Genomic DNA, 23,451 nt, shown 5'->3' with positions numbered 1-23,451 from the left:
GCGTACTAGTTCCCGCAGAGCTTGCGCGCCACGCTCTCCCACCCGTCGCCTTGGCGGTCGAGATCCTGCCCGACGTCTTGGACCTGGTGGGTGACGTAGTCGGCGTCCAGGAGCGACAGCAGCCCCTGGGTCTGAGCGTCGAGGTCACCGGTGGTGCCCGCCGACTCCAGGAGCATGCGCACGTGGGTGCGGTGCAGGGTGGCTGGGGCGTTGAAGCGCATGTGCGGATCGGTGTTCGCATCGGAGAGCAGCGCGCGGTGGTCCCAAACGAACCTCAGCCGCTCGCGGCCGTACGCGATCAGCCTGGTCAGCGGCGGGGCGCCGGGGCCCAGGGGTGGGGGACCGAACATGAACGCCCGTTGCTCGGCCTGCTCGTCCTCGTCGAGGAGTACGACCATCAGGCCGGCGCGGCTGCCGAAGCGGCGAAACAGGGTGCCCTTTCCGACGCCGGCGGCAGCGGCGACGTCGTCCATCGTCACGGTGTCGGCGCCGTGCTCGTCGATCAGGCGCCGGGCGGCGGCCAGCAGGAGGGCTCGATTGCGGGCGGCGTCACCACGCTCGACTGGCGCGGAATCGGTGACCGGTAGCCCGACCAGTCCGTCTCCAACGCTCATGCCTGCACTTTAGCTCAGCCGGAATGATTCGGACCGCGGTCCGGTTGTGCTGTGAGAAGATCGGGACGAATCGACCGAAAGGGTTCTTGAAACATGGCAGACGTGAAGATCTTGGTGCTCGTCGGCAGTCTGCGCGAGGCGTCACTGAATCGCCAATTGGCGCAGGTGGCGAGTGAGACGGCGCCGGCGGGAGTGTCGTTGCAGCTGTTCGACCGGCTGGGCGAACTGCCCTTCTACAACGAGGACGTCGACGGCGACTCGGTGGACGAAGTGGTGCAGGCCTTGCGCCTGGCGGCGGCGGAGTCCGACGCTGCGCTGGTGGTGACTCCGGAGTACAACGGCAGCATTCCCGGTGTGCTCAAGAACGCGATCGACTGGCTGTCGCGGCCGTACGGGAACGGTGCGCTCAACGGCAAGCCGTTGGCCGTCATCGGCACCGCGCTGGGTCAGTACGGCGGGGTGTGGGCCCACGACGAGACCCGGAAGTCGTTCGGCGTCGCCGGACCCCGCGTGGTCGAGGGCGTCAAGCTGTCGCTGCCGGCGTCCGTCTTCGGGGACGAGCATCCGCGCGAGAATGCCGACGTGGTCCAGCAGGTCCGCGAGGCCGTCGAGAAGCTTGCCGCCGAGGTCGGCTGACACCAGTCCCACGACGCCGCCGGCGACCCCGAGAACGGGGTCGTCGGCGGCTTTGCTGTGGATGGAGCCTGTGGAGAACCTGTCGGGGGTCGGTGGTAGACCTAGACCGGCAGCACGACACGTCGGTCTCGGCGCGCGCGACACGCCGGTGATTTGGGGGCGAAGTGGGCTTACGACCAGGGAATTTCATCAATGTCGTTCAGAACATCTTGTATCTCTTCTGAATGTCGGACACTAGGTGTAGTGTTCTGCAGACCGACAGGCCCCCACGGTACGAGTACCGCTTCAGGTCAGCCGGAGCCCTGGAACCAGGCGAATCGGGAGGATTCCGCCAGCAGTCCCCGGGCTTTGGCGGCAGGAATTCGAAGGGTCGCCGGGCTGCTGAACTAAATGGGGATAGCAGTAGCCAGTTAGATAGCCTTCGAAGAGGAGTCGAGCCGAAGATGACCGTCACCGTCTACACCAAGCCCGCCTGCGTCCAGTGCAACGCCACCTACAAGGCGCTCGACAAGCAGGGCGTCGTCTACGAGGTCGTCGACATCACCGAGGTCCCCGAGGCGCGTGACTACGTCATGGCGCTGGGCTACCTGCAGGCTCCCGTGGTCGTCGCCGGAAACGACCACTGGTCGGGCTTCCGACCGGACCGGATCAAGTCGTTGTCCAGCGCCGTCGCAACCGCGACCGCCTGAACCAGACCGACCCGGCGGGTAGGAGAGGAGGGGTCGTGGGCAATCTGGTCTACTTCTCCAGCGTCTCGGAGAACACGCACCGCTTCGTCGAGAAGCTGGAGCTACCCGCCATCCGCATCCCGCTCCGTGACCGCATCAAGGTGGTCGAGCCCTACGTGCTGGTGCTGCCGACCTACGGCGGCGGACACGCCAACGGGCCCGACCCCGACGCCGGGGGCTACGTTCCCAAGCAGGTCATCGCCTTTCTCAACGACGAGCACAACCGGTCGTTGATCCGCGGCGTCATCGCGGCGGGCAACACCAACTTCGGTGCCGAATTCGGCTACGCCGGCGACGTCGTCTCACGCAAGTGTGGCGTCCCCTATCTCTATCGCTTCGAACTCATGGGCACCACCGACGACGTCTTCGCCGTTCGCGCGGGCCTTGCCGACTTCTGGAAGGACCAGACGTGTCACCAACCGTCACTGCAGAACCTTTGACCACCGGCGTCCACGCCCTGCCGGGCGAGACCGACTACCACGCGCTCAACGCGATGCTCAACCTGTACGACAAGGACGGCAAGATCCAGTTCGACAAGGATCGCGAAGCCGCCAACCAGTACTTCCTGCAGCACGTCAACCAGAACACCGTCTTCTTCCACAACCAGGACGAGAAGCTCGACTACCTGGTGCAAAAGGAGTACTACGAGCGCGAGGTGCTCGACCAGTACTCACGCAACTTCGTGAAGTCGCTGCTGGATCGCGCGTACGCCAAGAAGTTCCGCTTCCCGACGTTCCTCGGCGCGTTCAAGTACTACACGTCCTACACGCTGAAGACGTTCGACGGGAAGCGCTACCTGGAGCGCTTCGAGGACCGCGTGGTCATGGTGTCGCTGACGCTGGCCGCCGGTGACACCATGCTCGCCGAGAAACTGGTCGACGAGATCATCGACGGCCGCTTCCAGCCGGCCACCCCGACCTTCCTCAACTCGGGCAAGAAGCAGCGCGGTGAGCCGGTGTCCTGCTTCCTGCTGCGCATCGAGGACAACATGGAGTCCATCGGGCGCTCGATCAACTCGGCGCTGCAGCTGTCCAAGCGCGGTGGCGGAGTTGCCCTGCTGCTGAGCAACATTCGCGAGCACGGCGCACCGATCAAGAACATCGAGAACCAGAGCTCGGGCGTCATCCCGATCATGAAGCTGCTCGAGGACTCGTTCTCCTATGCCAACCAGCTCGGAGCCCGCCAAGGCGCCGGTGCGGTGTACCTGCACGCCCACCACCCCGACATCTACCGCTTCCTCGACACCAAGCGCGAGAACGCCGACGAGAAGATCCGCATCAAGACCCTCAGCCTCGGCGTCGTGATCCCCGACATCACCTTCGAGCTGGCCAAGAAGAACGAGGACATGTACCTGTTCTCGCCGTACGACGTCGAGCGCGTGTACGGCGTGCCGTTCGCCGACGTCTCGGTGACCGAGAAGTACTACGAGATGGTCGACGACGCCCGGATCCGCAAGACGAAGATCAAGGCGCGCGAGTTCTTCCAGACCCTGGCCGAGCTGCAGTTCGAGTCCGGCTACCCGTACATCATGTACGAGGACACCGTGAACCGGGCCAACCCGATCGAAGGCAAGATCACCCACAGCAACCTGTGCTCGGAGATCCTGCAGGTGTCCACCCCGTCGCTGTTCAACGAGGACCTGAGCTACGCGAAGGTGGGCAAGGACATCTCCTGCAACCTCGGCTCGCTGAACATCGCCAAGGCGATGGACTCGCCGGACTTCGCGCAGACCATCGAGACGTCGATCCGCGGGTTGACTGCGGTCAGCGACCAGACTCACATCTGGTCGGTGCCGTCGATCGAGCAGGGCAACAACGACTCTCACGCCATCGGCCTGGGCCAGATGAACCTGCACGGCTACCTGGCTCGCGAGCGGATCATGTATGGCTCCGAAGAGGGCGTCGACTTCACCAACATGTACTTCTACACCGTGCTCTATCACGCGCTGCGGGCCAGCAACCGCATCGCGATCGAGCGGGGCACGGCGTTCGGCGGCTTCGAACGCTCCAAGTACGCCTCGGGCGAGTTCTTCGACAAGTACACCGATCAGGTGTGGGAGCCGGCGACCGAACGCGTGCGCCAACTGTTCGCCGACGCGGGCATTCGCATTCCCACCCAAGAGGATTGGTCCAGGCTCAAGGAGTCGGTGCAGACGCACGGCATCTACAACCAGAACCTGCAGGCGGTGCCGCCGACCGGGTCGATCTCCTACATCAACCACTCGACGTCGTCGATTCACCCGGTGGCGAGCAAGATCGAAATCCGCAAGGAAGGCAAGATCGGTCGCGTCTACTACCCGGCGCCGTATCTGACCAACGACAACCTGGAGTACTACCAGGATGCCTACGAAATCGGCTACGAGAAGATCATCGACACCTACGCCGCGGCCACCCAGCACGTGGACCAGGGGTTGTCGCTGACGCTGTTCTTCAAGGACACCGCCAGCACGCGCGACGTCAACAAGGCGCAGATCTACGCCTGGCGCAAGGGCATCAAGACGCTGTACTACATCCGCCTGCGCCAGATGGCGTTGGAAGGGACTGAGGTGGAGGGTTGCGTCAGCTGCATGTTGTGACGGCTGGCTCGGCTCAGCCCTCGCGCGCCTGGTCGTCGTGCATGGCCTTGACGCGTCGCTCCTCGCGCAGCACGGCCTGGTAGCTCTCGCGCTCGGCGACCAACCAGTCCGGCTTCTCCTCGAGTAGGGCGTTGATCTGGTCGGTGGTCAGTGCTTCGGTGACGCCGCCGCGCGCGAGACCGGCGATCGAGACGCCCAGCTTCGCCGCGACGAGGTTCTTCGGATGCGGTCCGTTCTTGCGGAGGTCCTTGAGCCATTGCGGCGGGTCGTCCTGCAGGGCGGCCAGCTCAGACCGGGTGATCGCGTTCTCCTGGAACTCCGCGGGCGTTGCCGGCAGGTACACGTCGAGCTTCTTCGCCGCGGTCGTTGGTTTCATGGATTGCGCGTTCGGCCTGCTCATGACGGGAATGCTATCGGTAGCCTGAGCCGGTGGTCTCATCCTCGGCATCCTCGCCGACCGCGCTCGTGGTGGGGTACGTCCCCGGTGTGACGCCCGCGAAGTGGGCCCGAACGTGGGCGCAGCGCCACCCCGACGTCCGGTTGGACCTGCGCGCCGTCGCCGCTGCCGAGGCCGCCGACGCGGTGCGCACCGGTGCGGTGGACGTGGCCTTGCTCCGACCGCCCGCCGACTCGTCACCGTTGGCGCTCATCCCGCTCTACGACGAGACGACGGTGGTGGTGGTGCCCACCGAGCATCTGCTGAGCGCCGCCGACACCGTCACCGCCGAGGACCTCGACGGCGAGCCCCTACTGGTGCCACTCGACGACGTCGTCGACTGGACGCAGTGCCCGGGCGAGCGGGTGGCGCACCGTCCTGAAACAGTCGGCGAGGCAATCGAACTCGTCGCGGCTGGCGTCGGCGTGCTCGTCGTCCCGCAGTCCCTGGCGCGGCTGCACCACCGCAAGGACCTCACCTACCGCCCGATCGCCGACGCCCCCACGTGCCCCGTCGCGCTGGCCGTTCCCGGCGGTGAACAGTCGGCGCTGGTGGCCGAGTTCATCGGCGTCGTGCGGGGTCGCACACCCAGCTCGTCGCGTGGGCAGGCCGAGGCCGCGCCGAAGCGGTCCGCGCGAGAGAAGACACTGGCCAAGCAGGCCGCCCGAGCCGCCGCGGGCAAGGTCGCCCGCACGCCGGGGCCGACCAAGCGCGGACGCCGCTGACGGTCAATCTGCCAATAAATCAGTGGAATTGATGCGGCGAGTGGCTCACCCTCGTAGGCATGAACGTTCACCTGCACGCGACGCCGGACGGCTTCGGCCCGGTGGCCCGCTGGGTGTATCGCCGTGACCCGGTGCGGTTCACCGTCGAGCTGACCACCCTGCGCACCTCCGTGTGGCCGGCCGATCATCTGCTGCTGGCCGCCTTCGACTGCGACGGAGCCGTGGGTGCCGCACTGCAGATGCGGGATTCGGTGCTGTTGGTCAACGGGCTGCCGCCGACCTTGGCCAAGGAGGCCGCCACAGCTCTGGCGCCGGTGCGAGCCGACCTCCCTGCCATCCGCGGAACGCGCGACACTGCAACGGCATTCAGTCAGGCGTGGGTCGCGGCCACGGGAGTCTCCGCGGAGCAGTCGTTCTCCGAGACGTTGTACCGATTGGGCGACCTGGTCGAACCGGCCGGCGTGGTCGGTGAACCGCGGTTGGCCGGCGACGAAGATGCCGACTTGATCGCGAGCTGGTTCGACGCGTTCTTCACCGAGGCGTTCGGCGCGGCGTCGGATCCGGCGGCGCACCGCAACGTGCTCGGCGCCGTCGCCGCCGCGGGCGGGCGCGTAGTGCTGTGGACCGTCGACGGGGAGCCCGTCGCGATGGCCCGGGTGCACGGCGTCCTGCTGGGCATGTCTCGGATCGGTCCGGTGTACACCCCGCCGCAGCGCCGGGGTCGGGGGTACGGCGCGGCGGTGACCGCGGAGGCGGTGCGACACGCCTGGCGCCGGGGCGCCCGTGACGTGGTGTTGTTCGCCGACGACGCCAACCCGGTGTCGAATGCGATCTACCGCCGACTCGGGTTCGTGCCCGTCGGCGAGAACGTGCAGTACGCGTTCACGGCGTGACCCGCGATCAGAGGCCGGGAATCTGCAGTCCGCCGGGCGTGGCCGGGCTGGCGACGGGCGCCCCGAGCGTCGGGGCCGCCATGTTGGTCAACGAGTTCAACCCGGCCGGCATCTGCCCGTTGGACAGCGAGGTCATCCAGCCGGGGCACTGTGACTGGATCACCATGGTGGCCACCCAGCCCGCGATGGTCGGCGCCAAGCCGTTTTGACCGGACATCTGTGCCGCCATGGTGGCCAGCTGGCTTCCCGGCTGCACCAGCATCGGGCAAATCGACTGTCCCGCTCCGGCAATGGCCGTGCTGACCGGACCGTTGTTCCCAATGCCGACGCCGTTGAGCACGTTCGTCGTCGAGTCCCCGGTGACGTCGGCGTGGGCGTGGGTGGGCCACATGACGGCCGCGGCGGCGATGCCGAGCGTCACCACCACGGGCCGGAAGATCAGGGCCGCCACGTCGACGACGTTCGTCCAGGCGATTCCTTGGCGCACCACCATGGCGTTGCGCAGGGTCGGCGAGGTCCAGGATCGGTGGATGGTCAGTGACGTCATGTCGTACTCCCGGGTCGCCGGTTACGAATGCCTCGTTGCACTCATTTCACTTCGGTAACGATGGGCTACTCATGTCACAGGAACAACACGAAACGGTCAAGGTTCGCAACGTGGGCGTTTTCTTACCGTTGTCTCAATGAGGTGGATGCGAAACTCCCCGGCTCCGAGCGGGCGGCCGCACCGGGGGGCCCGAGATGGCCGGACGACGAGGATGGGCGAAGCTGGGTCGGGGTCGAGAAGTGTTGTCCGACAAGCGTTGTCGAGGATCGTGCGGGACTACTTCACGCGGTGCTGCGGTCCCTGCTCCTTCTTGTACAGCGCCTTGAGCATGCGATCGCGGAAGAAGGCGTTGTCGATCAGCTTGATGCCGTTGTTCGCCACGGCCGGGATGCCGGCGAGCTTGTGGAAGTAGCGACCCCGCCGGTACTCCCGGCCCCACGCCGCTTCCATCCGCTGCGAGTAGTTGGTGAAGTCGTCGGGCCCGCCGTTGGTCAGCGCCGCGATCGCGCACTCGCCGGCCGCCAGGCCCGACTCGAGCGCCTTGGAGATGCCCGCACCCGAGGCCGGCTTGCCCGCCCCCAGCGAGTCGCCGGTGAACAGCACGCCCGGACGCCACGGCGGCCACGCGGTGAAACCCATCGGCAGGCGCCACGCCCGAACGAGCTTGTCCTTCTTGAGTTCCTCGATGGGTGGCAGGCCCCACTCGCGGGGCAGCGTCTGCATGAACTCGCCCATGAACTGGGTCGCGTTGATCTTCTGCCAGTCCTTGTAGCTGTTGACGTAGCCCAGGCCGATGTTGATGCGGCCGCCGCCGAACGGGAACACCCACGCGTACCCGGGGAGCTGATCGCCGTTGAACTCGAGGTTGAGATAGATGTCGAGGGAGTCGGAGTCCGGCTTGTTCGCCGGCATCTCGGCCCGAATCGCGATAGCCGAGTAGCCGTTGTACTCCGAGTCGATCTTCAGGGCTCGCTTGATGGGGGAATACGCGCCGTCGGCGGCGATGACCGCATCGCCGAGGACCTTCTCGCCGCTCTTGAGGACGACGCCGACGACGCGACCGTTGGCGTCGAGTTCCGGGCCCGTCACCTCGCACGACTGCCGAATCTCTGCGCCGGCTGCCTCGGCATGCTTGAGCAGCAGCGTGTCGAGGGCTGGGCGGGGTGCGACGTACCCGTGGTTCGGCATGCCCGGGCGGGTCGGGAAGGACAGCTCCCACTGCGACGGGCTGTAGACCGTCACCCGGTTGACCCGGTGGAACTCGTCGACCTCCTTGGCGAGGCCCATCTTCTGGAGGTAGCTGACCGCGCGGGCCGTCAGACCGTCGCCGCAGGGCTTGTCGCGCGGGAAGTCGGCCTTGTCCAGGACGACCACCTTGGCGCCCGTTCGTGCCGCCTGCCACGCGGCCGCGGAGCCGGAGGGCCCGCCGCCCGCAATCACCAGGTCGTACCGCTGCGTCATGATTCTCGTCTCGCATAGCTGGGGGATATCGGCTCCAGATGCTACCTGCGCGGGTCGGCGTGCACCCGGTCCGAGCGTGCCCCACACGCGGTTGTGGCAGGTCAGCCGTGTTCAGCCGGTACAGTGAGTCCGTGCGCAGACCGTCTCGGCCCCATCCGGGCACCCCACCAGGGGTGAAGGTCGACGCCAGAAGCGAGCGATGGCGCGAACATCGCAAGAAGGTCCGGGCCGAAATCGTCGACGCCGCCTTCCGCGCGATCGACAAGCTCGGCCCCGAGCTCTCCCTGCGGGAGATCGCCGAAGAGGCGGGCACCGCGAAGCCGAAGATCTACCGGCACTTCACCGACAAGTCCGACCTGTTCCAGGCAATTGGCGAGCGGCTGCGAGACATGTTGTGGGCAGCCATCATCCCGTCGATCAACGTGGGCACCGACCCGGCCCGGGACCTGATCCTGCGCAGTGTCGAGAAGTACGTGCATCTCGTGGACGAGCATCCCAACGTATGCCGGTTCCTGATCCAAGGACGGTTCGCCGAACAGAGCGAGACGATGCGCGCGCTCAACGAGGGACGCGACATCACCTTGGCGATGGCGGCGATGTTCAACGACGAACTGCGTGAGATGGAGCTCGACGGGGCGGCGATGGAGCTGGCCGCGTTCACGACGTTCGGGTCGGCAGCCGCGGCCACGGAGTGGTGGCTGGGGCCCGGTCCGGACAGTCCGCGGCGGATGCCGCCGGAGCAATTCGTCGCGCACATGACGACGTTGATGCTGGCGGCCATCTACGGCACGTGTGACCTGCTCGGGATCAAGATCGATCCCGATTTGCCGCTGCACGAGGGTGTTCGCCGCCGCGAGACCGTGGCCTGATACCCGGTACCTGCGTTCCCAAGTATCGTGGCGACATGACGATCGCCGAAGAGGCAGGCGCCGCCACGGCGCAACAGAGCCCCGTCCGCACCCGCGCCGTCATCATCGGCAGCGGCTTCTCCGGTCTTGGCATGGCCATCGCCCTGCAGAAGCAGGGCTTCGGCGCCCACGACTTCGTCATCTTGGAGAAGGCCGACGACATCGGTGGCACCTGGCGGGACAACACCTATCCCGGCTGCGCTTGTGACATCCCGTCGCACGTGTACTCCTTCTCCTTCGAGCCGAAGCCCGACTGGACCCACATGTGGTCGCTTCAGCCCGAGATCTTCGACTACCTCAAGGGCGTCGCCGACAAGTACGGTCTGCGCCGCTACATCCGATTCGGCTCGCGGGTCGAGCGAGCGCGCTGGGACGACGCCGAGATGCGTTGGCACGTGGTGACCGCCGACGGGAGTGAGTTCGTCGCCCAATTCCTCATCTCGGGCGCCGGGGCGCTGCACATCCCGCTGATCCCCGACATCGAGGGCGTCGACGACTTCGCCGGGGCCGCCTTCCATTCCGCGCAGTGGGATCACTCGGTGGACATCGCCGGCAAGCGGGTCGCCGTCATCGGAACCGGTGCCAGCGCCATTCAGTTGGTGCCCGCGATCGTCGACGACGTCGCCGAACTGCAGGTCTACCAACGCACACCCCCATGGGTGATGCCACGACCCAACAACGCTCTGCCGCCATGGGTTCGGCAGATGTTCACGAATGTCCCGGGCGCGCGAGCCTTGGCACGGGTGCTGCTCTACTGGATGCACGAGGTGGTCGGTTTCGGCATGACCAAACAGCCCTGGTTGCTCAAGGTCGGTGCGCTGCTGGGCAAGTGGAACATCCGTCGTGCGGTCAAGGACAAGGCGCTGCGGCGCAAGCTGACTCCCGACTACCGGACCGGATGCAAGCGAATCCTCAACTCCGACACCTACTATCGTGGCATCGCCAATCCCAAGACGCAGGTGATCACCGAGCGCATCGAGCGGATCACCCGCGACGGCATCGTCACCGCCGACGGCGTCGAACATCCCGTCGACGTGGTGGTGTACGCCACCGGCTTCCACGTCACCGACTCGTACTCCTACGTCGACGTCACCGGCCCCGGCGGCGAGGACCTGGTGCAGCGGTGGAACCGCGAGGGCGTCGAGGCGCACCGCGGCGTCGCCGTCGCCGACATGCCCAACCTGTTCTTCCTGCTGGGCCCCAACACCGGACTCGGCCACAACTCGGTGGTGTTCATGATCGAGGCGCAGATCCGCTACGTCGCCAAGGCGGTTGCCGCGGTCGACCGGGCGGGCGCGCAGGCGGTGGCGCCCACCCGTGCCGCGCAGGACGCGTTCAACGCCGAGTTGCAGGACGGTCTGTCCAAGACGGTGTGGAACACCGGTGGGTGCCGCAGCTGGTATCTGGACTCCCACGGCGTCAACCGGGTGCTGTGGAGCGGCATGACCTGGCAGTACTGGTTGGCGACCAGGCGTTTCAAGCGTGACGAGTACCGGTTCATCGGGCGCTGATTACGACACGCGGACACAAGTGGTTGTGTTGCGACGCGATGTCACACCCCAGTTGTAGTGTCGTGGGAGCTACTCGCCACGCATCGAATTGGGGTTCACAGTGTCTGATGGAATCAAGTTGATCGACCGGGTCTCCGCCATCAACTGGAACCGCGTTCACGACGAGAAGGACGCCGAGGTCTGGGAGCGCCTGACCGGCAACTTCTGGTTGCCGGAGAAGGTCCCGGTGTCCAACGACATCCCGTCCTGGGGCACGCTCAACGAGCACGAGAAGCAGCTGACCATGCGCGTGTTCACCGGCCTGACGCTGCTGGACACCATCCAGGGCACCGTCGGTGCGGTGAGCCTGATCCCCGATGCGATCACCCCGCACGAGGAGGCCGTCTACACCAACATCGCGTTCATGGAGTCGGTGCACGCCAAGAGCTACAGCAACATCTTCTCCACGCTGTGCTCGACGGTGGACATCGACGAGGCGTTCCGCTGGTCGGAGGAGAACCCCAACCTGCAGCGCAAGGCCGAGATCGTGATGAACTTCTACAAGGGCGACGATCCGCTCAAGCGCAAGGTGGCCTCCACGCTGCTGGAGAGCTTCCTGTTCTACTCCGGCTTCTACCTGCCGATGTACTGGAGCAGCCGCGCCAAGCTCACCAACACCGCCGACATGATCCGGCTGATCATCCGCGACGAGGCCGTGCACGGGTACTACATCGGCTACAAGTTCCAGAAGGGTCTGGCGCAGGCCGACGAGGCCCGCAAGGCCGAGCTGAAGGACTACACCTACGAGCTGCTCTTCGAGCTCTACGACAACGAGGTCGAGTACACCCAGGACCTCTACGACGGGGTCGGGCTCACCGAGGACGTCAAGAAGTTCTTGCGCTACAACGCCAACAAGGCCTTGATGAACCTGGGCTACGAGGCGCTGTTCCCCAAGGACGAAACGGACGTCAACCCGGCGATCCTGTCGGCGCTGAGCCCCAACGCCGACGAGAACCACGACTTCTTCTCCGGGTCGGGGTCCAGCTACGTCATCGGCAAGGCCGTCAACACCACCGACGAGGACTGGGACTTCTAGACCGCGACGCTGGCGGCGCTGGGGGCGACGCTCGGGATGACGACGGTATAGCCGATGTCCTTCAGGATGCCGAGCTCGATCGGGCTGAGCACCCGCACTCCCAGCCCTGTGTCGGTCTTGGCGTTCATCATCTGCTCGTTGGCCCCGGTGAACGTCGTGTCGTCCAGATGGGACATCGAGCTGCCGTCCTCCCACGGATTCGGCGTGTAGAGCGGGACCAGACCACCGTAGGCGGCCACGGCGTTCGCGCCGCCGAAGTAGAAACCACCGGCGGCGCCGGTGAGATTCGGATCGTAGGCGGCGTTCCACCTGTAGTCGTAGGTGACCGGCTTCGCACCGCCGGAGGTCTGGATGAAGCCGTCGAGCACCGTCCACTCCCCGTCGGCGTTCTTCCCCGGTGCGTCGATGACGGACAGGAATCCAAAGGAATGCATCAGTTCGTGCATCGCCGTCGACACGAAGTCGTAGTTGTCGGCGCTGACGGAGTCGCCGTAGTCCCAACCCTTGGCGAAGTTCCAGTCGATCGAGCCGTCGGCCGCATCGCCGTTCGCATCGACGCCGGTGAGCAGCTTGCTTTGCACGACCGTTTGCCAGAAGCCGGGGTCGGTGCTGACCAGACCGCTGCCCGCCGACGCGAGCTTGGAGCTCGCCGTCGAGTCTTCGCCGGTGACGTCGTAGGTGAGCGTGACGGGGCGGGTGACGAGGAAGTAGGCGGTGACCCGGTTCGCCGACGATGCGAGTGCGGCCCTGGCCTCGTCGGACCAGAAGTTGGCCCCTGTCGTGTAGTTGAAGTCGAACTTGATGGCGCCTTCGTTGACGAGCGCACCCGCCGAGGTACCCGGTCCGCGGAACGGGTTGAGCAGGTTGACGTGCAGTCCGAGATCCTGGGCAAGTACGACGAAGGACGCCACGCCGTCGAATCCGTCACCCGGGGTGTAGGTGAAGCTGCCGTCGGAGTTGAGCTGCAGCGTGCCCGACGCCGGTCCCTGCACCACGCGGTAGGCGATCTGATCCCCGTCGGGATCGGAGGCGCTGACGCGGCCCGCGACCGCGGTGTCGGAGGTGCCGGTGAGTTGTAGTGGCGTCACGGTCGGTGCCGAATTGTAGAGGCTGCGGCGGACGGTGTAGGCGGTGCCGCTCAGTGCCGCCTTGAGAGGGTCGGGAAGCGGAGCGCCGGCGATCAACGCCTGCACCGCACCGAAGAACCCGGCGACGTGATAGTTGATCGCGTCCGAGTACGGGTCGCTCGAACCCGTCACCTGTAGAACCCACGGGATCGTCGGAGCCGCCGCGGCCGTCGTCACGGAGGATTGCGAATTCGACACCGCGGCAACGGGTTCGGTAACCGGGGCCGCGACGAGCGCCGCGGTCTTGCTCTCCGATGCCGACGGGGCGGCCGCGGGTGCGGGCACCGAGGTGCCCGACGCCGCAGCCGCGGGTGACGACCCCGAGTTGACTCGAGCCGAGACCGTGGAATGCTCGCCGCTCGACCCGGCGTCATCGGATCCGACGGAACCCCGGTTCGTTTGGGCGCTGACGGTCGTCTTGTCGTCGGCGGACACCGTCGTGGTCGAAGCGGACGTCGACGAGGGGGAGGACTCCGACGTCGTCGTAGGGGTCGACGACGATCCGGCCGACGCCGTCTCGCCGGACGCGGGCGTCGAGGTCTGCTGCGCCGGCGCCGAGGAACCCGCCGACTCCTGCGGCCCTGCCTCGCCGGCCGGCGAGCTCGCACTGGACGACGAGGATGCCGGCGACGACGACGATCCCGAGTCGTCGGCCAGAGCGCTCGCCGCCAGCGGGGCGGCCAGCGAGGCTCCGAACAGCGCGGCGCCCATGCCCGCCGAGGCGGCCCCGACCCGCAACCACCGCCGAACGCCGAAGTCCTCGGACCGATGTCCGCCGCGCCGCTTCCGATCCTCCGCCATGATCTGACCCCCCCGTCAATTGTTGGAGATCAGTTATACCCGGTGAACTCCCACCGCGCAGCAAATCTCATCGGCGAGTCGACGACTGGGTAAGGGGGGTCATCAGGCTCCCGCGATCGAGTCCCGTGAGACCATCTCGACGGCGACGGGCCCGCCCGACTCCAGCGAGGCGACGCCCGCCGCGCACACCGCTGCCGCGGCGTAACCGTCCCACGCGCCCGGACCGTCGACGTTCACCCCGGCGCGGACGGCGTCGACCCACCGCTGAATCTCCACGTCGTAGGCCAGTCCGAAGCGTTCCTTGAAGCTGGGCGTGATCTGACCACCCCGGTGCCCGGGCGCGCTCGTGCGAACCAACCCGACGTCGAGGCCGATCATCGCGCTACCCCGTTCGCCCACGACCTCGGTGCGGACCTCGTAGGCCACCCCGGTGGTGACGAACACCTCGACGTCCACGTGCTTGCCCGTGGACGTGGTGAAGATCGCGATCTGCGGATCCTGAAGTCCCTGCGGTGCAGCGGGATTGGCGGCGGGCTTGATGACCTGGACGTGGGTGATCTCCTCGTCGAACAGAAAGCGCGTCACGTCCACCTCGTGGACGAGGGAGTCCTTGACGATCATCGAGCTGTCGAAGTTCGGTGGCACGACGGGGTTGCGGTGTGCGCAGTGCATGACGAGCGGCGTGCCGAGCTCCCCGCCGTCGAGCATTGCCTTGAGCGCCACGTACTCCGCGTCGAAGCGGCGCATGAAACCGACTTGGATCAACCGCCTGCCGAGTTCGGCCTCGCGCTTGACCACGTCCAGCGACGTCGCGACGTCGGTGGTCAGCGGCTTCTCGCACATCACCGGCTTGCCGTGCTCCAGGCAAGCGAGGAGCTGCTTCTCGTGGGTGGTGCCCGGGGTGGCCAGCACGACGGCGTCGACGTCTGGGTCGGCAATCGCGTCCAGGGGATCGGCGATGGCCCGGCAACCGGGGATGGTCGCGGCGAGCTGCTCGGCCTTCTCGGTCACGAAGTCGTTGACGACGGTGACCCGGGCTCCGGCGATCCTCGAGCCGATGCGTGCGACGTGGTCGGCACCCATCATCCCGACGCCGAGGACGGCGATGCGTAGATCTGACATGCAGTGAGGCTCCTAGCTGAATCGGACGGACGGCACGCCGCAGGACCCGAGGTATTGCCGGGTGCGCTGGGCGATGGGCAGGGGGGCGTCGACGGCGCAGGGGTACATGTCCTGCTCGACGATCGCGAAGACGTCGACGCCGAGCCGCTCGACGGCGGCCAGTAGCGGCGGCATGTCGGGGATGCCCAACGGCGGCTCGGTCATGGCACCGAGTCTGACCGCCTCGCCGAACGGCAGGTTCTCGGCCTCGACCTTGGCGCGCACCACCGGGTCGACCTGCTTGAGGTGCAGGTAGCCGATGCGTTCGGGTGCCCGTTCGATGATGGCGATGTTGTCACCGCCGCAGTAGCTGATGTGTCCGGTGTCCAGGCACAGGTTGACGAACTCGCCGTCGGTGCCGTCGAGGAAGCGGTACACGTTCTCTTCGGTGTCGACGTGGCTGTCGGCGTGCGGATGGTATTGCGCACGGACACCGTACTTCTCGAACATGGCCTTGCCCAGCTCGTTCATGCCGGTGGTCTTCTGGGCCCACTGGGCGGTGGTGAGATTGCGGTCCTCGAGCACCGCGCCGGTGGCCGGGTCGCGCCACATCTCGGGGATGACGACGACGTGCGTTCCGCCGACGGCCGCGGTGAGCTTGGCGACGTCCTCGATCTGGCGCCACACCGAGTTCCACGCGTCGTCACCCCGCGTCTCGGACTGATGCAGGTGCTCGAATACCGTTCCGGCCGACAGCTTCAGGTTGCGCTGGGCCAACTCGTCGGCCAGCTTCTCGGGGTCGGTCGGCAGGTAGCCGAAGGGACCGAGTTCGATCCACTCGTATCCCGACGCGGCGACTTCGTCGAGGAATCTTCCATAGGGGGTCTGCTGCGGATCGTCGGGGAACCAGACGCCCCAGGAGTCGGGGGCCGAGCCGACCAGGATGTTGCTCATCGGGGTGGGAATCCTTTCGTAGCGGGGGTTGATCGCGGCGTCACGCCGACGCCGCGAGGGTGCCTTCGGCTTCGAACCGGTCTTCGAGTTCCTCCAGGGTGGTGCCCTTGGTCTCGGGCACGCAGCGAAACACGAAGTACAGCGAGACGAGGTTGACGAGGACGAAGAGCCCGAAGGTCCCGGTCGACCCCAGCGCGGAGTTGAGTACCGGGAACAGGAAGGAGATGGCCGCGTTGGTGCACCAGAGGATGAATACCGCGATGCCCATGGCGAATCCGCGGATGCTCATCGGGAAGATCTCGGACAGAAGCAGCCAGACGCAGGTGCCGATGAACATCTGGACGAACGCGACGAACACGATCATGCACCCCAGGATGACGTAACTGCGGGTGGTGGACTCCGACAGCAGGAACGTGAGAGCGAGTGCAGCCTGCGAGGCCGCGACACCGCTGAACCCGATGAGCAACATGGTCCGGCGACCCACGAAGCCGAGCAGGATGATGCCGATGATCGTGGTGACCACTGACGTGACGCCGACCGCGATGGTGGCGATCAGCGACGCACTCACCCCGAGGCCGCTTTGCTCGAGAATCGTTGGGGCGTAGTAGTTCACGGTGTTGATGCCGGTGGCCTGCTGCACGATGGCCAGGCCGCAGCCGATCAGCACGACCTTGCGGATCCAGGGGACGTCGCGGATGACGGTCCAGGGGGTGCGGCTGGTCATGGTGCGTTCGGCGTGGGCGACGATGGCCTCGAACTCCTCGTCGGCCTCCCGCGAGTCCAGGCTGTAGCCCAGCACGGTCCGGGCCTCCTCGAAGCGTCCCTTGAGGCCGTACCAGCGGGGTGAGTCCGGCAGGAAGAGCATGCCGACCAGTAGCGCGACGGCGGGAATCGAGGCAACCGCCAGCATGATCCGCCAGACGTGCGGGTCCTGGATGAGATGGTCCAACAGCGCGTTCATGGCGAAGGCCAGCATCTGTCCGGTGACGATCATGAGCTCGTTGATCGTCACCATGCGGCCGCGGCGGTCGGGCGGGGCCATCTCGGCCAGGTAGAGCGGGCAGGTCACCGAGGCGGCGCCGACGCCGAACCCGAGGACGATGCGGGCGGCGACCATGATCTGCACCGTGGGTGCCAGCGCGCAGCCCAACGCGCCGACGAGGAAGATCGCACCGCAGAGCAGGAGCATCCTCTTGCGACCGATCCGGTCGGCGATGCGTCCGCCGAGGAGCGCGCCGAGGGCCGCGCCGGGGAACAGCAGTGAGCTGACCACCGTCGCCTCGCCGAAGGCGCTGAGGTCGAGGTCGTCCTTCATGTAGAGCAGGGCCCCGGAGATGACGCCGGTGTCGTAGCCGAACAGCAGGCCGCCGAGTGTGGCGATGACGGTCAGCTTGGTCAGGAAGCGACCCGCCGACTGTCGGGTTTCCGTCGTCGATGCCATGGGATCTTCTCTCGAATGGATGAACTAAAGCGCGTTAGTAACGCGCGTGAGGTCTACTATGAACGTGTCGACCAAGACGTGTCAAGCGTCACAGCGAGGGGAGTGGCCCGTGGCCGCGCAACGTCCGACCATGGCCGACGTCGCCGTTCGTGCCGGGGTGTCGCGCACCCTGGTGTCGTTCGTCCTCAGTGGCAAGCCCGGTGCGAGCGAGCAGACCCGTCGTCGCGTACTCGAGGTCGCCGACGAGATCGGCTACCGTCCGGACTCCGCCGCCCAGCTCCTGGCCCGCGGCCGAAGCCGCACGATCGGCGTGCTGATGGATCTTCGCCAACCGTTTCAGGCCGAGATGGTCACCGACGTCTACCCGGCGGCCGAGGCCGTCGGCTACGACGTGGTGCTGACGGCCAACTTGGCCGGGCGGAACGAGACCGAGTCCATCGAGTCTCTGATCAGCCACCGGTGTGGCGGGCTGATCCTCCTGGGACCTACGTCGGAAAGGCCTGCGCTGCAACGTATCGCCGATCGGCTGCCGATCGTCGTGGTGGGAGTCGACGTGGCAGGCAAGCCCGTGGGCCGCGGCCTGAGTTCGGTGCGCACCGCCGACACCAAGGGGATCCGCCAGGCGGTGGACTATCTGGTCGAACTCGGGCACCGTGACATCGTCCACGTCGATGGTGGGGGTGGCCCCGGGTCTGCCGAACGCCGACGCGCCTACCGGGCCGCCATGCGCAACCACGGACTCGAGGCGGCCGCCCGGGTGATCGCCGGTGCCCACACCGAGGAGGCGGGGGCCCACGCGGCCGACGCGCTGCTGGCCGAGTCCCCCCTCCCCACGGCCATTCTGGCGAGCAATGACCGGTGTGCGCTCGGCCTGCTCGACGTGTTCACCCGCTCGGGGGTGTCGGTGCCCGCCGACGTGTCCCTCATCGGGTTCGACGACAGCCGCCTCTCGGACTACCCCCTGATCGACCTGACGACGGTCCATCAGGACGCCTCCGGCATCGCCAAACATGCGGTCCGACTGGCCGTGCACATGATGGAAGATGAGAAGGGTGACTTCCACGACGACGTCGTCCTCGAACCCACTCTCGTGGTGCGCGGCACCACCGCGCGCCCGCGGGCGTCGTGACGGCCACAGCCAACCGTGAACTGGCGGGTCGGCGTCTTCGGCGGCGCCGTGCTAGGCGGCCTGTTCTGGGGTCTGGTCGCGGCGGTGACGATCGGGGCGCCCGGTGACGAGGCGTCTCACGCCGCCGCCGACGGACATCGATTGGCGATCGCCACGGTGTGCTGGGTCGCCCTGGCTGCCGCGGGCGCCGCGCTGGCGCGGTTCGGTGGGCATCGATGGGCGCGGACCCTCGGGCTGATGCTGCTGATGGGGCCGACGGGCGGATGGCTGGTGTTCGGTTCCCTCGCCGTGCAGAGCCAGATGTTCGGCTGGGGGATGGCCTGATGACCCCGGACGCCGAGCGCCCGCCGACCGTACGGGTCGGTCGAGAACCCGGATCACCCTGGATGGCAGTGGGATTCGCACTTGGTCTGCTGGCGATGTCGCCCGGTGCGGTCCTGTACTACTGGTTCTTCGCGCCGGTGGCCGCGCTGCTGTTGGCCGGCGCGCTCAGCCTGGTCGCCGCCGTCAGGAGCCGGGTGTGGCCAGTGGCCGAAGGGGCCTTTGCGGCGGCGCTGTTCGGCATCGTGGCGGTCGTCGTCTTCGCGGTCGGGGTGAATTGAGCCCGGCTCAGATGACCACGGTGGGCGGCGCGTCCGGGGCCGCGTCGGGTTGCGGTGCCGCGTCGTTGAGCACCAGGGGGCTGGTGGGGCGTAACACCGTCATGACGAGCGCGATCGACGCCAGCGCCCCGGCCAGCGCTGCGGGGGCCAAGAATGCCTGTTCGCCGTATTGGTGCTGGAGCACCCCGCCGAAGATGGCGCCCGCCGTGAGTCCCGCCCACAGCGGACCCTGGATCCAAAATGACGGCGCCGGCTTGTGCAGCAGGATGTTGGCCAGCCCCGCGCCGAATCGGATCACGGTGCCCGTCACGTAGGTCAGCGCCAGACTGCGGCCCGCCTCGTCCTGCAGGGTCGCGTTCTGCAGGCCAAGGGCCAGGACGACCGGATAGGCGTGCAACGGGAACGAGTCCGGGCCCTGCGGCATCAGCAGGCCGACGGTGAGCAGCAGCGCCGTGATCACCAGCAGGGTGGACAGCCGCCACCGCCCGGACCACGCCGCGATCAGGGTGCCGAGGAAGGCGCCGAAGCAGAACATCGCGATGACCGTGCCGAACCGGGCGACGCCCACCCAGTCCAGCGAGCTGGCGGCCTCACCGAACCGGGTGGTGTTGCCACTCATGAACGACATGAACAGCTGGCCGTACTCCAGGAAGCCGATGGTGTCGGCGACGCCGGCGACCACCGCGAGGCTGACGGCGAAGAACGTTCTCGTCGTGTCGTCGGCCGGAAACGCCTTGCTCGACATGGGGTCCTCTTCATGGAGACGTGCGGCACGCAACGGCGTGAACCACGACAACGGAGCGCTGGGAGCGACGCGCCATCGCGTCACGCACCCTGTAGCCAATCCGGACCTCGTGAAAACATGCAGTGGCGCAAGACATTTGACGCCGACGCCAATTGGTGAAACGCAAAGGTCCCCGCACGCCTGGCGTGCGGGGACCTCGGCTGGCGGTGTTCTTGGTCAGGCGTCGCTGCGCTCGTGCGCGTCCTCCATGACCGTACGGCCGATCTCGGCGTAGACCGTCGGCTTGGCGGTGCGCAGCCACACCGCGTAGCCGAGACCGATCACGAAGACCGCGAGGATCATGTACGGAGCGACCTTGAACACGTCGGACTTCGCCGCGAGCCCGGCCGCGAATTCGCGGTTGTCCCACAGCAACCACACCACGTAAAGCATGGCCAGACCGCCGACGAGCGGGCACAGCAGCGTGGTGATCACGTTGCCGCGGTGAGCCTTCTTGACCCAGAAGAACCAGATGACCGCCGCCGAGCAGATGGCCTGCACCAGCAGGATGGCCGCGGTGCCGATCAACGCCAACAAGCCGTAGACGTTGACGTAGGGCACCAGGGCCGGGGTGTCCACCGGCGTGCCGTCTGCGTCGGGCACCTGGACGGCGGTGAAGAAACCGAAGGCCAGAACGATCAACAGCGTGATGACGCTCTGGATCGTCGAGGCGATGTAGGGCGAACCGTGCGTGGGATGCGTGCCGCCGACGGTGGCCTTGATCTTCTCCGACGGCATCTCGCGCCCGAGTGCGTAGAGATAGCGCGACGCCGCATTGTGGAAGGCCAGCGCGCAGGCGAAGGACCCGATGACCAGAAGACCCTTGTAGACGTCGAGCAGCACGCCACCGAGGTTGGCCTGCACGAGGTTGAAGAAGAGATCCAGGGGCGACGCGCTGATGGAGGCCTCGACCGACGTCTTCGCGCCGTTGCCGGCGATCACCATCGCCGAGATGAACGTGTAGAACAAGCCGAGACCGACGACGGCGATGATGGTCGCCCGCGGGATGATCTTCTTCGGGTTGCGCGACTCCTCGCCGTACACCGCGGTCGTCTCGAAGCCGACCCACGACCAGAACGCGAAGAACAACCCGATGGCCATCGAGCCGGCCGCGGCCGCGGTGCCGAAGGCGCCGGCCGGCAGGCCCTCGAAGGCGTTGTTGAGCAACACCGTCTGGTCGAGCATCAGACCGTCGGGCCCGCCGCCGGAGAAGATCACCGAGAACGCGAGCGCCAGCAGGATGAGCACTTCGGCGGTGAGCGTGACGCCGAGAATGGCTGCGGTGAGGCTGATGTCGAAGTAGCACAGGACCGCGATCGCGACGATCGCGACGACGGCGATGACGAGCCAGGGCACGTCGACGTCGAAGATGGTCTTGAGGGCGTCGTTGGCGAAGTACGCACAGCCGCCGATCAACGATCCCTCGAACACCACGTAGGCGAACGTGGCGAGCATTCCGCTGGCCATTCCCCAGATCTGACCGAGGCCGTGGGAGATGAAGCCGTAGAAGGCTCCGGTGGTCGTGATGTGACGGGCCATCGCCACGTAGCCGAGTGCGAACAGCGTCAGGATGATGGTGGCGAACAGGAAGCCGGCCGGGGCGCCGAGCCCGTTGCCGAAGCCGACGGCGATGGGCACGTTGCCCGTCATCGCGGTGATCGGGGCGGCGTTGGCCACGGCCATGAAGATGACCGCGACGATGCCGATGGATCCCTTCTTCAGGCCGTTGGCCCGGGCGGCAGCCGGGTCGTCGGTGGTTGCGGAATCGGCACTCATCTGGGCCTCCAAGCTTCGGATTCAGTGCGAAATCGGGTCCGCAGGCGTGCGGTCTGTTCCAGAGCGTCGCACCATCACCTGCATCCGACAACTCGAACGGCAACATTCGCGTCAATTCACAGTCTGGGGAGTCTGCCGATCAGCGTGACGCCCCGTGCCTGGTCGGAGACGCAAAACGGCCCAGACCCGATGCGGGTCTGGGCCGTGGTGCGTTTGCTACAGAGTCGAGGTGTCGATCACGAAGCGGTACCGCACGTCGCTGGCGAGCACGCGCTCATAGGCCTCGTTGACGTAGTCCGCGCCGATGACCTCGATCTCCGGGGCGATGTAGTGCTCGGCGCAGAAGTCGAGCATCTCCTGGGTCTCGGGGATGCCGCCGATCATCGAACCCGACAGGCTGCGACGCTGCGCGGCGAGCGGGAAGAACGGCAACTCCATCGGCTTCTCCGGCGCGCCGACCTCCACCAACGTGCCGTCGGTGGCCAGCAGGCTCATGTACGCCGCCAGGTCGAGATTCGCCGACACGGTGTTGACGATGAGGTCGAACTTGCCGGCCAGCTTGGTGAAGGTGTCGGGGTCGCTGGTCGCGTAGTACTCGTCGGCGCCGAGGCGCAGGCCGTCCTCCATCTTCTTCAGGGACTGGCTCAGCACCGTGACCTCGGCGCCCATCGCGTGGGCGATCTTCACGCCCATGTGGCCCAGGCCGCCCAGGCCGATGATGGCGACCTTCTTGTCGGGTCCGGCGCCCCAGTGGTGCAGGGGGGAGAACAGGGTGATCCCCGCGCACAGCAGCGGGGCCGCCTTGTCCAACGGGATGCTGTCCGGGATGCGCAGGACGTAGTTCTCGTCGACCACGATGGCCTGGCTGTACCCGCCGTAGGTCGGGGTGCCGTCCTTGCCGGTGGCGTTGTAGGTGCCGACCATGCCGCCCTCGCCGGTGCAGTACTGCTGCAGTCCGGCCTTGCAGTTGTCGCACTCGCGGCAGGAGTCGACGAAGCAGCCGACGCCGACGTGATCGCCGACCTTGTACTTGGTCACCTCGGAACCGACCTCGGTCACGACGCCGGCGATCTCGTGGCCCGCGACGACCGGGTAGTTGGGCTGGCCCCACTCGGCCTTGACGGTGTGGATGTCGGAGTGGCAGATGCCTGCGAACTTGATGTCGAACGCCACGTCGTTCGGGCCGACGTCGCGGCGCTCGATGGTGGTCTTGGTCAGCGGCTCGGTCGCCGACGTGGCGGCAATTGCGGAAACTGTGGTGGTCATCTTCTCTTCGTACCCTCTTGTCGTCTGGTGAAGCGGTTTCGTGAGGCATTCGTCACCGCCAGCCGTGGCGGTGGCACCAAGAATGGGCGCGTCGTTGCGCCCCGACGAATGCCAACCCGGACCGGCGGCGAATTAATCCCCGGCTCCCGTGACGATCTAATCAGGTGCCGGGATGCCCGGGAAGTCGTCACACGACGGACACGCGCGAAGCCTGTTGTTAACCCGACGCCCGTCATCGGTTACACCGCGGCAACCACCGGCGGCGTCCGGCCGAGAAAACTGTCATCTGACAGATATGTCGGTCGACGACCGACGCCATGAGCCCCTGGAGTAGCCGTGACCAGCGACGTGCGTGACTCGC

At 66.7% G+C, this 23,451-nt stretch carries 24 protein-coding genes; 13 read left to right on the top strand and 11 right to left on the bottom strand.

The genetic code is table 11. The annotated features are described in order from the left end of the window. Positions 1 to 5 precede the first annotated feature (5 nt). Positions 6 to 614 carry a helix-turn-helix domain-containing protein gene (locus ABZ195_RS18260; RefSeq protein WP_355220162.1) on the bottom strand — a complete coding sequence of 203 codons (609 nt, stop codon included), beginning with the start codon at positions 612 to 614 and terminating at the stop codon, positions 6 to 8. A 93-nt stretch (positions 615 to 707) separates the two neighbouring features. Here ABZ195_RS18260 and ABZ195_RS18255 point away from each other — a divergent pair, with 93 nt between their 5' ends. From ABZ195_RS18255 to nrdE, 4 genes are all read left to right on the top strand, one after another. Continuing rightward, a complete protein-coding gene (locus ABZ195_RS18255; protein ID WP_355220160.1) occupies positions 708 to 1,250 on the top strand; it encodes an NAD(P)H-dependent oxidoreductase in 543 nt (180 codons plus the stop codon). Between the two features lie 443 nt (positions 1,251 to 1,693). Beyond that, positions 1,694 to 1,939, top strand: coding sequence for a redoxin NrdH (locus tag ABZ195_RS18250; protein ID WP_355220158.1), 246 nt, complete (start codon positions 1,694 to 1,696; stop codon positions 1,937 to 1,939). 35 nt (positions 1,940 to 1,974) lie between these two features. Next, the gene (nrdI, locus tag ABZ195_RS18245) at positions 1,975 to 2,418 is read left to right on the top strand and encodes a class Ib ribonucleoside-diphosphate reductase assembly flavoprotein NrdI (protein WP_355220156.1); all 444 of its coding nucleotides are present in this window, start codon (positions 1,975 to 1,977) and stop codon (positions 2,416 to 2,418) included. Next, entirely contained in the window at positions 2,388 to 4,553 is a 2,166-nt protein-coding gene (nrdE, locus tag ABZ195_RS18240) for a class 1b ribonucleoside-diphosphate reductase subunit alpha (protein WP_355220154.1), read from the top strand. Before nrdI ends, nrdE begins: the two co-directional genes overlap by 31 nt. Positions 4,554 to 4,566: 13 nt before the next feature. On the opposite strand, the gene ABZ195_RS18235 is transcribed toward nrdE, so the two are convergent. Next, on the bottom strand, positions 4,567 to 4,953 hold the full coding sequence (locus ABZ195_RS18235; RefSeq protein WP_355220152.1) for a DUF5997 family protein: 387 nt from the start codon (positions 4,951 to 4,953) through the stop codon (positions 4,567 to 4,569). A gap of 29 nt (positions 4,954 to 4,982) precedes the next feature. Here ABZ195_RS18235 and ABZ195_RS18230 point away from each other — a divergent pair, with 29 nt between their 5' ends. Both ABZ195_RS18230 and ABZ195_RS18225 read left to right on the top strand, forming a co-directional pair. Further along, on the top strand, positions 4,983 to 5,714 hold the full coding sequence (locus ABZ195_RS18230; protein ID WP_355220149.1) for a LysR substrate-binding domain-containing protein: 732 nt from the start codon (positions 4,983 to 4,985) through the stop codon (positions 5,712 to 5,714). Between the two features lie 59 nt (positions 5,715 to 5,773). After that, positions 5,774 to 6,607 carry a GNAT family N-acetyltransferase gene (locus ABZ195_RS18225; RefSeq protein ID WP_355220147.1) on the top strand — a complete coding sequence of 278 codons (834 nt, stop codon included), beginning with the start codon at positions 5,774 to 5,776 and terminating at the stop codon, positions 6,605 to 6,607. 7 nt (positions 6,608 to 6,614) lie between these two features. Here ABZ195_RS18225 and ABZ195_RS18220 read toward each other — a convergent pair whose 3' ends face one another. Together ABZ195_RS18220 and ABZ195_RS18215 are read right to left on the bottom strand one after the other, a co-directional pair. After that, positions 6,615 to 7,154, bottom strand: coding sequence for a hypothetical protein (locus ABZ195_RS18220; protein WP_355220145.1), 540 nt, complete (start codon positions 7,152 to 7,154; stop codon positions 6,615 to 6,617). Positions 7,155 to 7,430: 276 nt separating this feature from the next. Next, a complete protein-coding gene (locus tag ABZ195_RS18215; protein WP_355220143.1) occupies positions 7,431 to 8,615 on the bottom strand; it encodes an NAD(P)/FAD-dependent oxidoreductase in 1,185 nt (394 codons plus the stop codon). Positions 8,616 to 8,746: 131 nt separating this feature from the next. On the opposite strand from ABZ195_RS18215, the gene ABZ195_RS18210 reads away from it, so the two are divergent. The 3 genes from ABZ195_RS18210 (at position 8,747) to nrdF (ending at position 12,109) form a co-directional block, all read left to right on the top strand. Next, on the top strand, positions 8,747 to 9,484 hold the full coding sequence (locus tag ABZ195_RS18210; RefSeq protein ID WP_355220141.1) for a TetR/AcrR family transcriptional regulator: 738 nt from the start codon (positions 8,747 to 8,749) through the stop codon (positions 9,482 to 9,484). Between the two features lie 35 nt (positions 9,485 to 9,519). Then, complete coding sequence (locus ABZ195_RS18205) at positions 9,520 to 11,034, top strand: NAD(P)/FAD-dependent oxidoreductase (protein WP_355220139.1); 1,515 nt, start codon at positions 9,520 to 9,522, stop codon at positions 11,032 to 11,034. A gap of 100 nt (positions 11,035 to 11,134) precedes the next feature. Further along, positions 11,135 to 12,109: a class 1b ribonucleoside-diphosphate reductase subunit beta gene (nrdF, locus tag ABZ195_RS18200; protein ID WP_355220136.1), complete on the top strand. Its 975-nt coding sequence runs from the start codon at positions 11,135 to 11,137 to the stop codon at positions 12,107 to 12,109. Here the strand turns inward: nrdF and ABZ195_RS18195 are convergent. Next, positions 12,106 to 13,368 (bottom strand): Ig-like domain-containing protein, encoded by a 1,263-nt coding sequence (locus ABZ195_RS18195; protein ID WP_355220134.1) that lies wholly within the window; start codon positions 13,366 to 13,368, stop codon positions 12,106 to 12,108. The genes nrdF and ABZ195_RS18195 overlap by 4 nt on opposite strands. On the opposite strand from ABZ195_RS18195, the gene ABZ195_RS18190 reads away from it, so the two are divergent. Beyond that, positions 13,331 to 14,044 (top strand): hypothetical protein, encoded by a 714-nt coding sequence (locus tag ABZ195_RS18190; RefSeq protein ID WP_355220132.1) that lies wholly within the window; start codon positions 13,331 to 13,333, stop codon positions 14,042 to 14,044. The two genes, ABZ195_RS18195 and ABZ195_RS18190, sit on opposite strands and share 38 nt — an antisense overlap. A gap of 95 nt (positions 14,045 to 14,139) precedes the next feature. On the opposite strand, the gene ABZ195_RS18185 is transcribed toward ABZ195_RS18190, so the two are convergent. Genes ABZ195_RS18185 through ABZ195_RS18175 form a run of 3 tightly spaced genes read right to left on the bottom strand, consistent with a single transcriptional unit; the run spans position 14,140 to position 17,533 of the window. Beyond that, positions 14,140 to 15,159, bottom strand: coding sequence for a Gfo/Idh/MocA family oxidoreductase (locus ABZ195_RS18185; RefSeq protein WP_355220130.1), 1,020 nt, complete (start codon positions 15,157 to 15,159; stop codon positions 14,140 to 14,142). A gap of 12 nt (positions 15,160 to 15,171) precedes the next feature. Then, a complete protein-coding gene (locus tag ABZ195_RS18180; protein WP_355220129.1) occupies positions 15,172 to 16,092 on the bottom strand; it encodes a sugar phosphate isomerase/epimerase in 921 nt (306 codons plus the stop codon). Positions 16,093 to 16,132: 40 nt separating this feature from the next. Continuing rightward, positions 16,133 to 17,533, bottom strand: coding sequence for a sugar porter family MFS transporter (locus ABZ195_RS18175; protein WP_355220127.1), 1,401 nt, complete (start codon positions 17,531 to 17,533; stop codon positions 16,133 to 16,135). A gap of 130 nt (positions 17,534 to 17,663) precedes the next feature. Here ABZ195_RS18175 and ABZ195_RS18170 point away from each other — a divergent pair, with 130 nt between their 5' ends. The 3 genes from ABZ195_RS18170 (at position 17,664) to ABZ195_RS18160 (ending at position 19,264) form a co-directional block, all read left to right on the top strand. Next, the gene (locus ABZ195_RS18170) at positions 17,664 to 18,662 is read left to right on the top strand and encodes a LacI family DNA-binding transcriptional regulator (protein WP_355220347.1); all 999 of its coding nucleotides are present in this window, start codon (positions 17,664 to 17,666) and stop codon (positions 18,660 to 18,662) included. Positions 18,663 to 18,677: 15 nt separating this feature from the next. After that, positions 18,678 to 18,986 carry a hypothetical protein gene (locus ABZ195_RS18165; protein ID WP_355220125.1) on the top strand — a complete coding sequence of 103 codons (309 nt, stop codon included), beginning with the start codon at positions 18,678 to 18,680 and terminating at the stop codon, positions 18,984 to 18,986. Positions 18,987 to 19,048: 62 nt separating this feature from the next. After that, a complete protein-coding gene (locus tag ABZ195_RS18160) occupies positions 19,049 to 19,264 on the top strand; it encodes a hypothetical protein (protein ID WP_355220123.1) in 216 nt (71 codons plus the stop codon). A 7-nt stretch (positions 19,265 to 19,271) separates the two neighbouring features. Here the strand turns inward: ABZ195_RS18160 and ABZ195_RS18155 are convergent, their stop codons facing one another. The 3 genes from ABZ195_RS18155 to ABZ195_RS18145 form a co-directional block, all read right to left on the bottom strand. Next, positions 19,272 to 20,009: a YoaK family protein gene (locus tag ABZ195_RS18155; protein ID WP_355220121.1), complete on the bottom strand. Its 738-nt coding sequence runs from the start codon at positions 20,007 to 20,009 to the stop codon at positions 19,272 to 19,274. 216 nt (positions 20,010 to 20,225) lie between these two features. Next, positions 20,226 to 21,824, bottom strand: a complete 1,599-nt coding sequence (locus tag ABZ195_RS18150) for an APC family permease (RefSeq protein WP_355220120.1) — start codon at positions 21,822 to 21,824, stop codon at positions 20,226 to 20,228. 216 nt (positions 21,825 to 22,040) lie between these two features. After that, complete coding sequence (locus ABZ195_RS18145; RefSeq protein WP_355220118.1) at positions 22,041 to 23,090, bottom strand: NAD(P)-dependent alcohol dehydrogenase; 1,050 nt, start codon at positions 23,088 to 23,090, stop codon at positions 22,041 to 22,043. Between the last annotated feature and the right edge of the window lie 361 nt (positions 23,091 to 23,451).

The sequence above is a fragment of the Mycobacterium sp. NPDC006124 genome, assembly GCF_040614235.1.
Lineage (GTDB): Bacteria > Actinomycetota > Actinomycetes > Mycobacteriales > Mycobacteriaceae > Mycobacterium.
The sequence above is the reverse complement of the archived record's forward strand: the minus strand, read 5'-3'. Positions and strand labels throughout refer to the sequence as shown.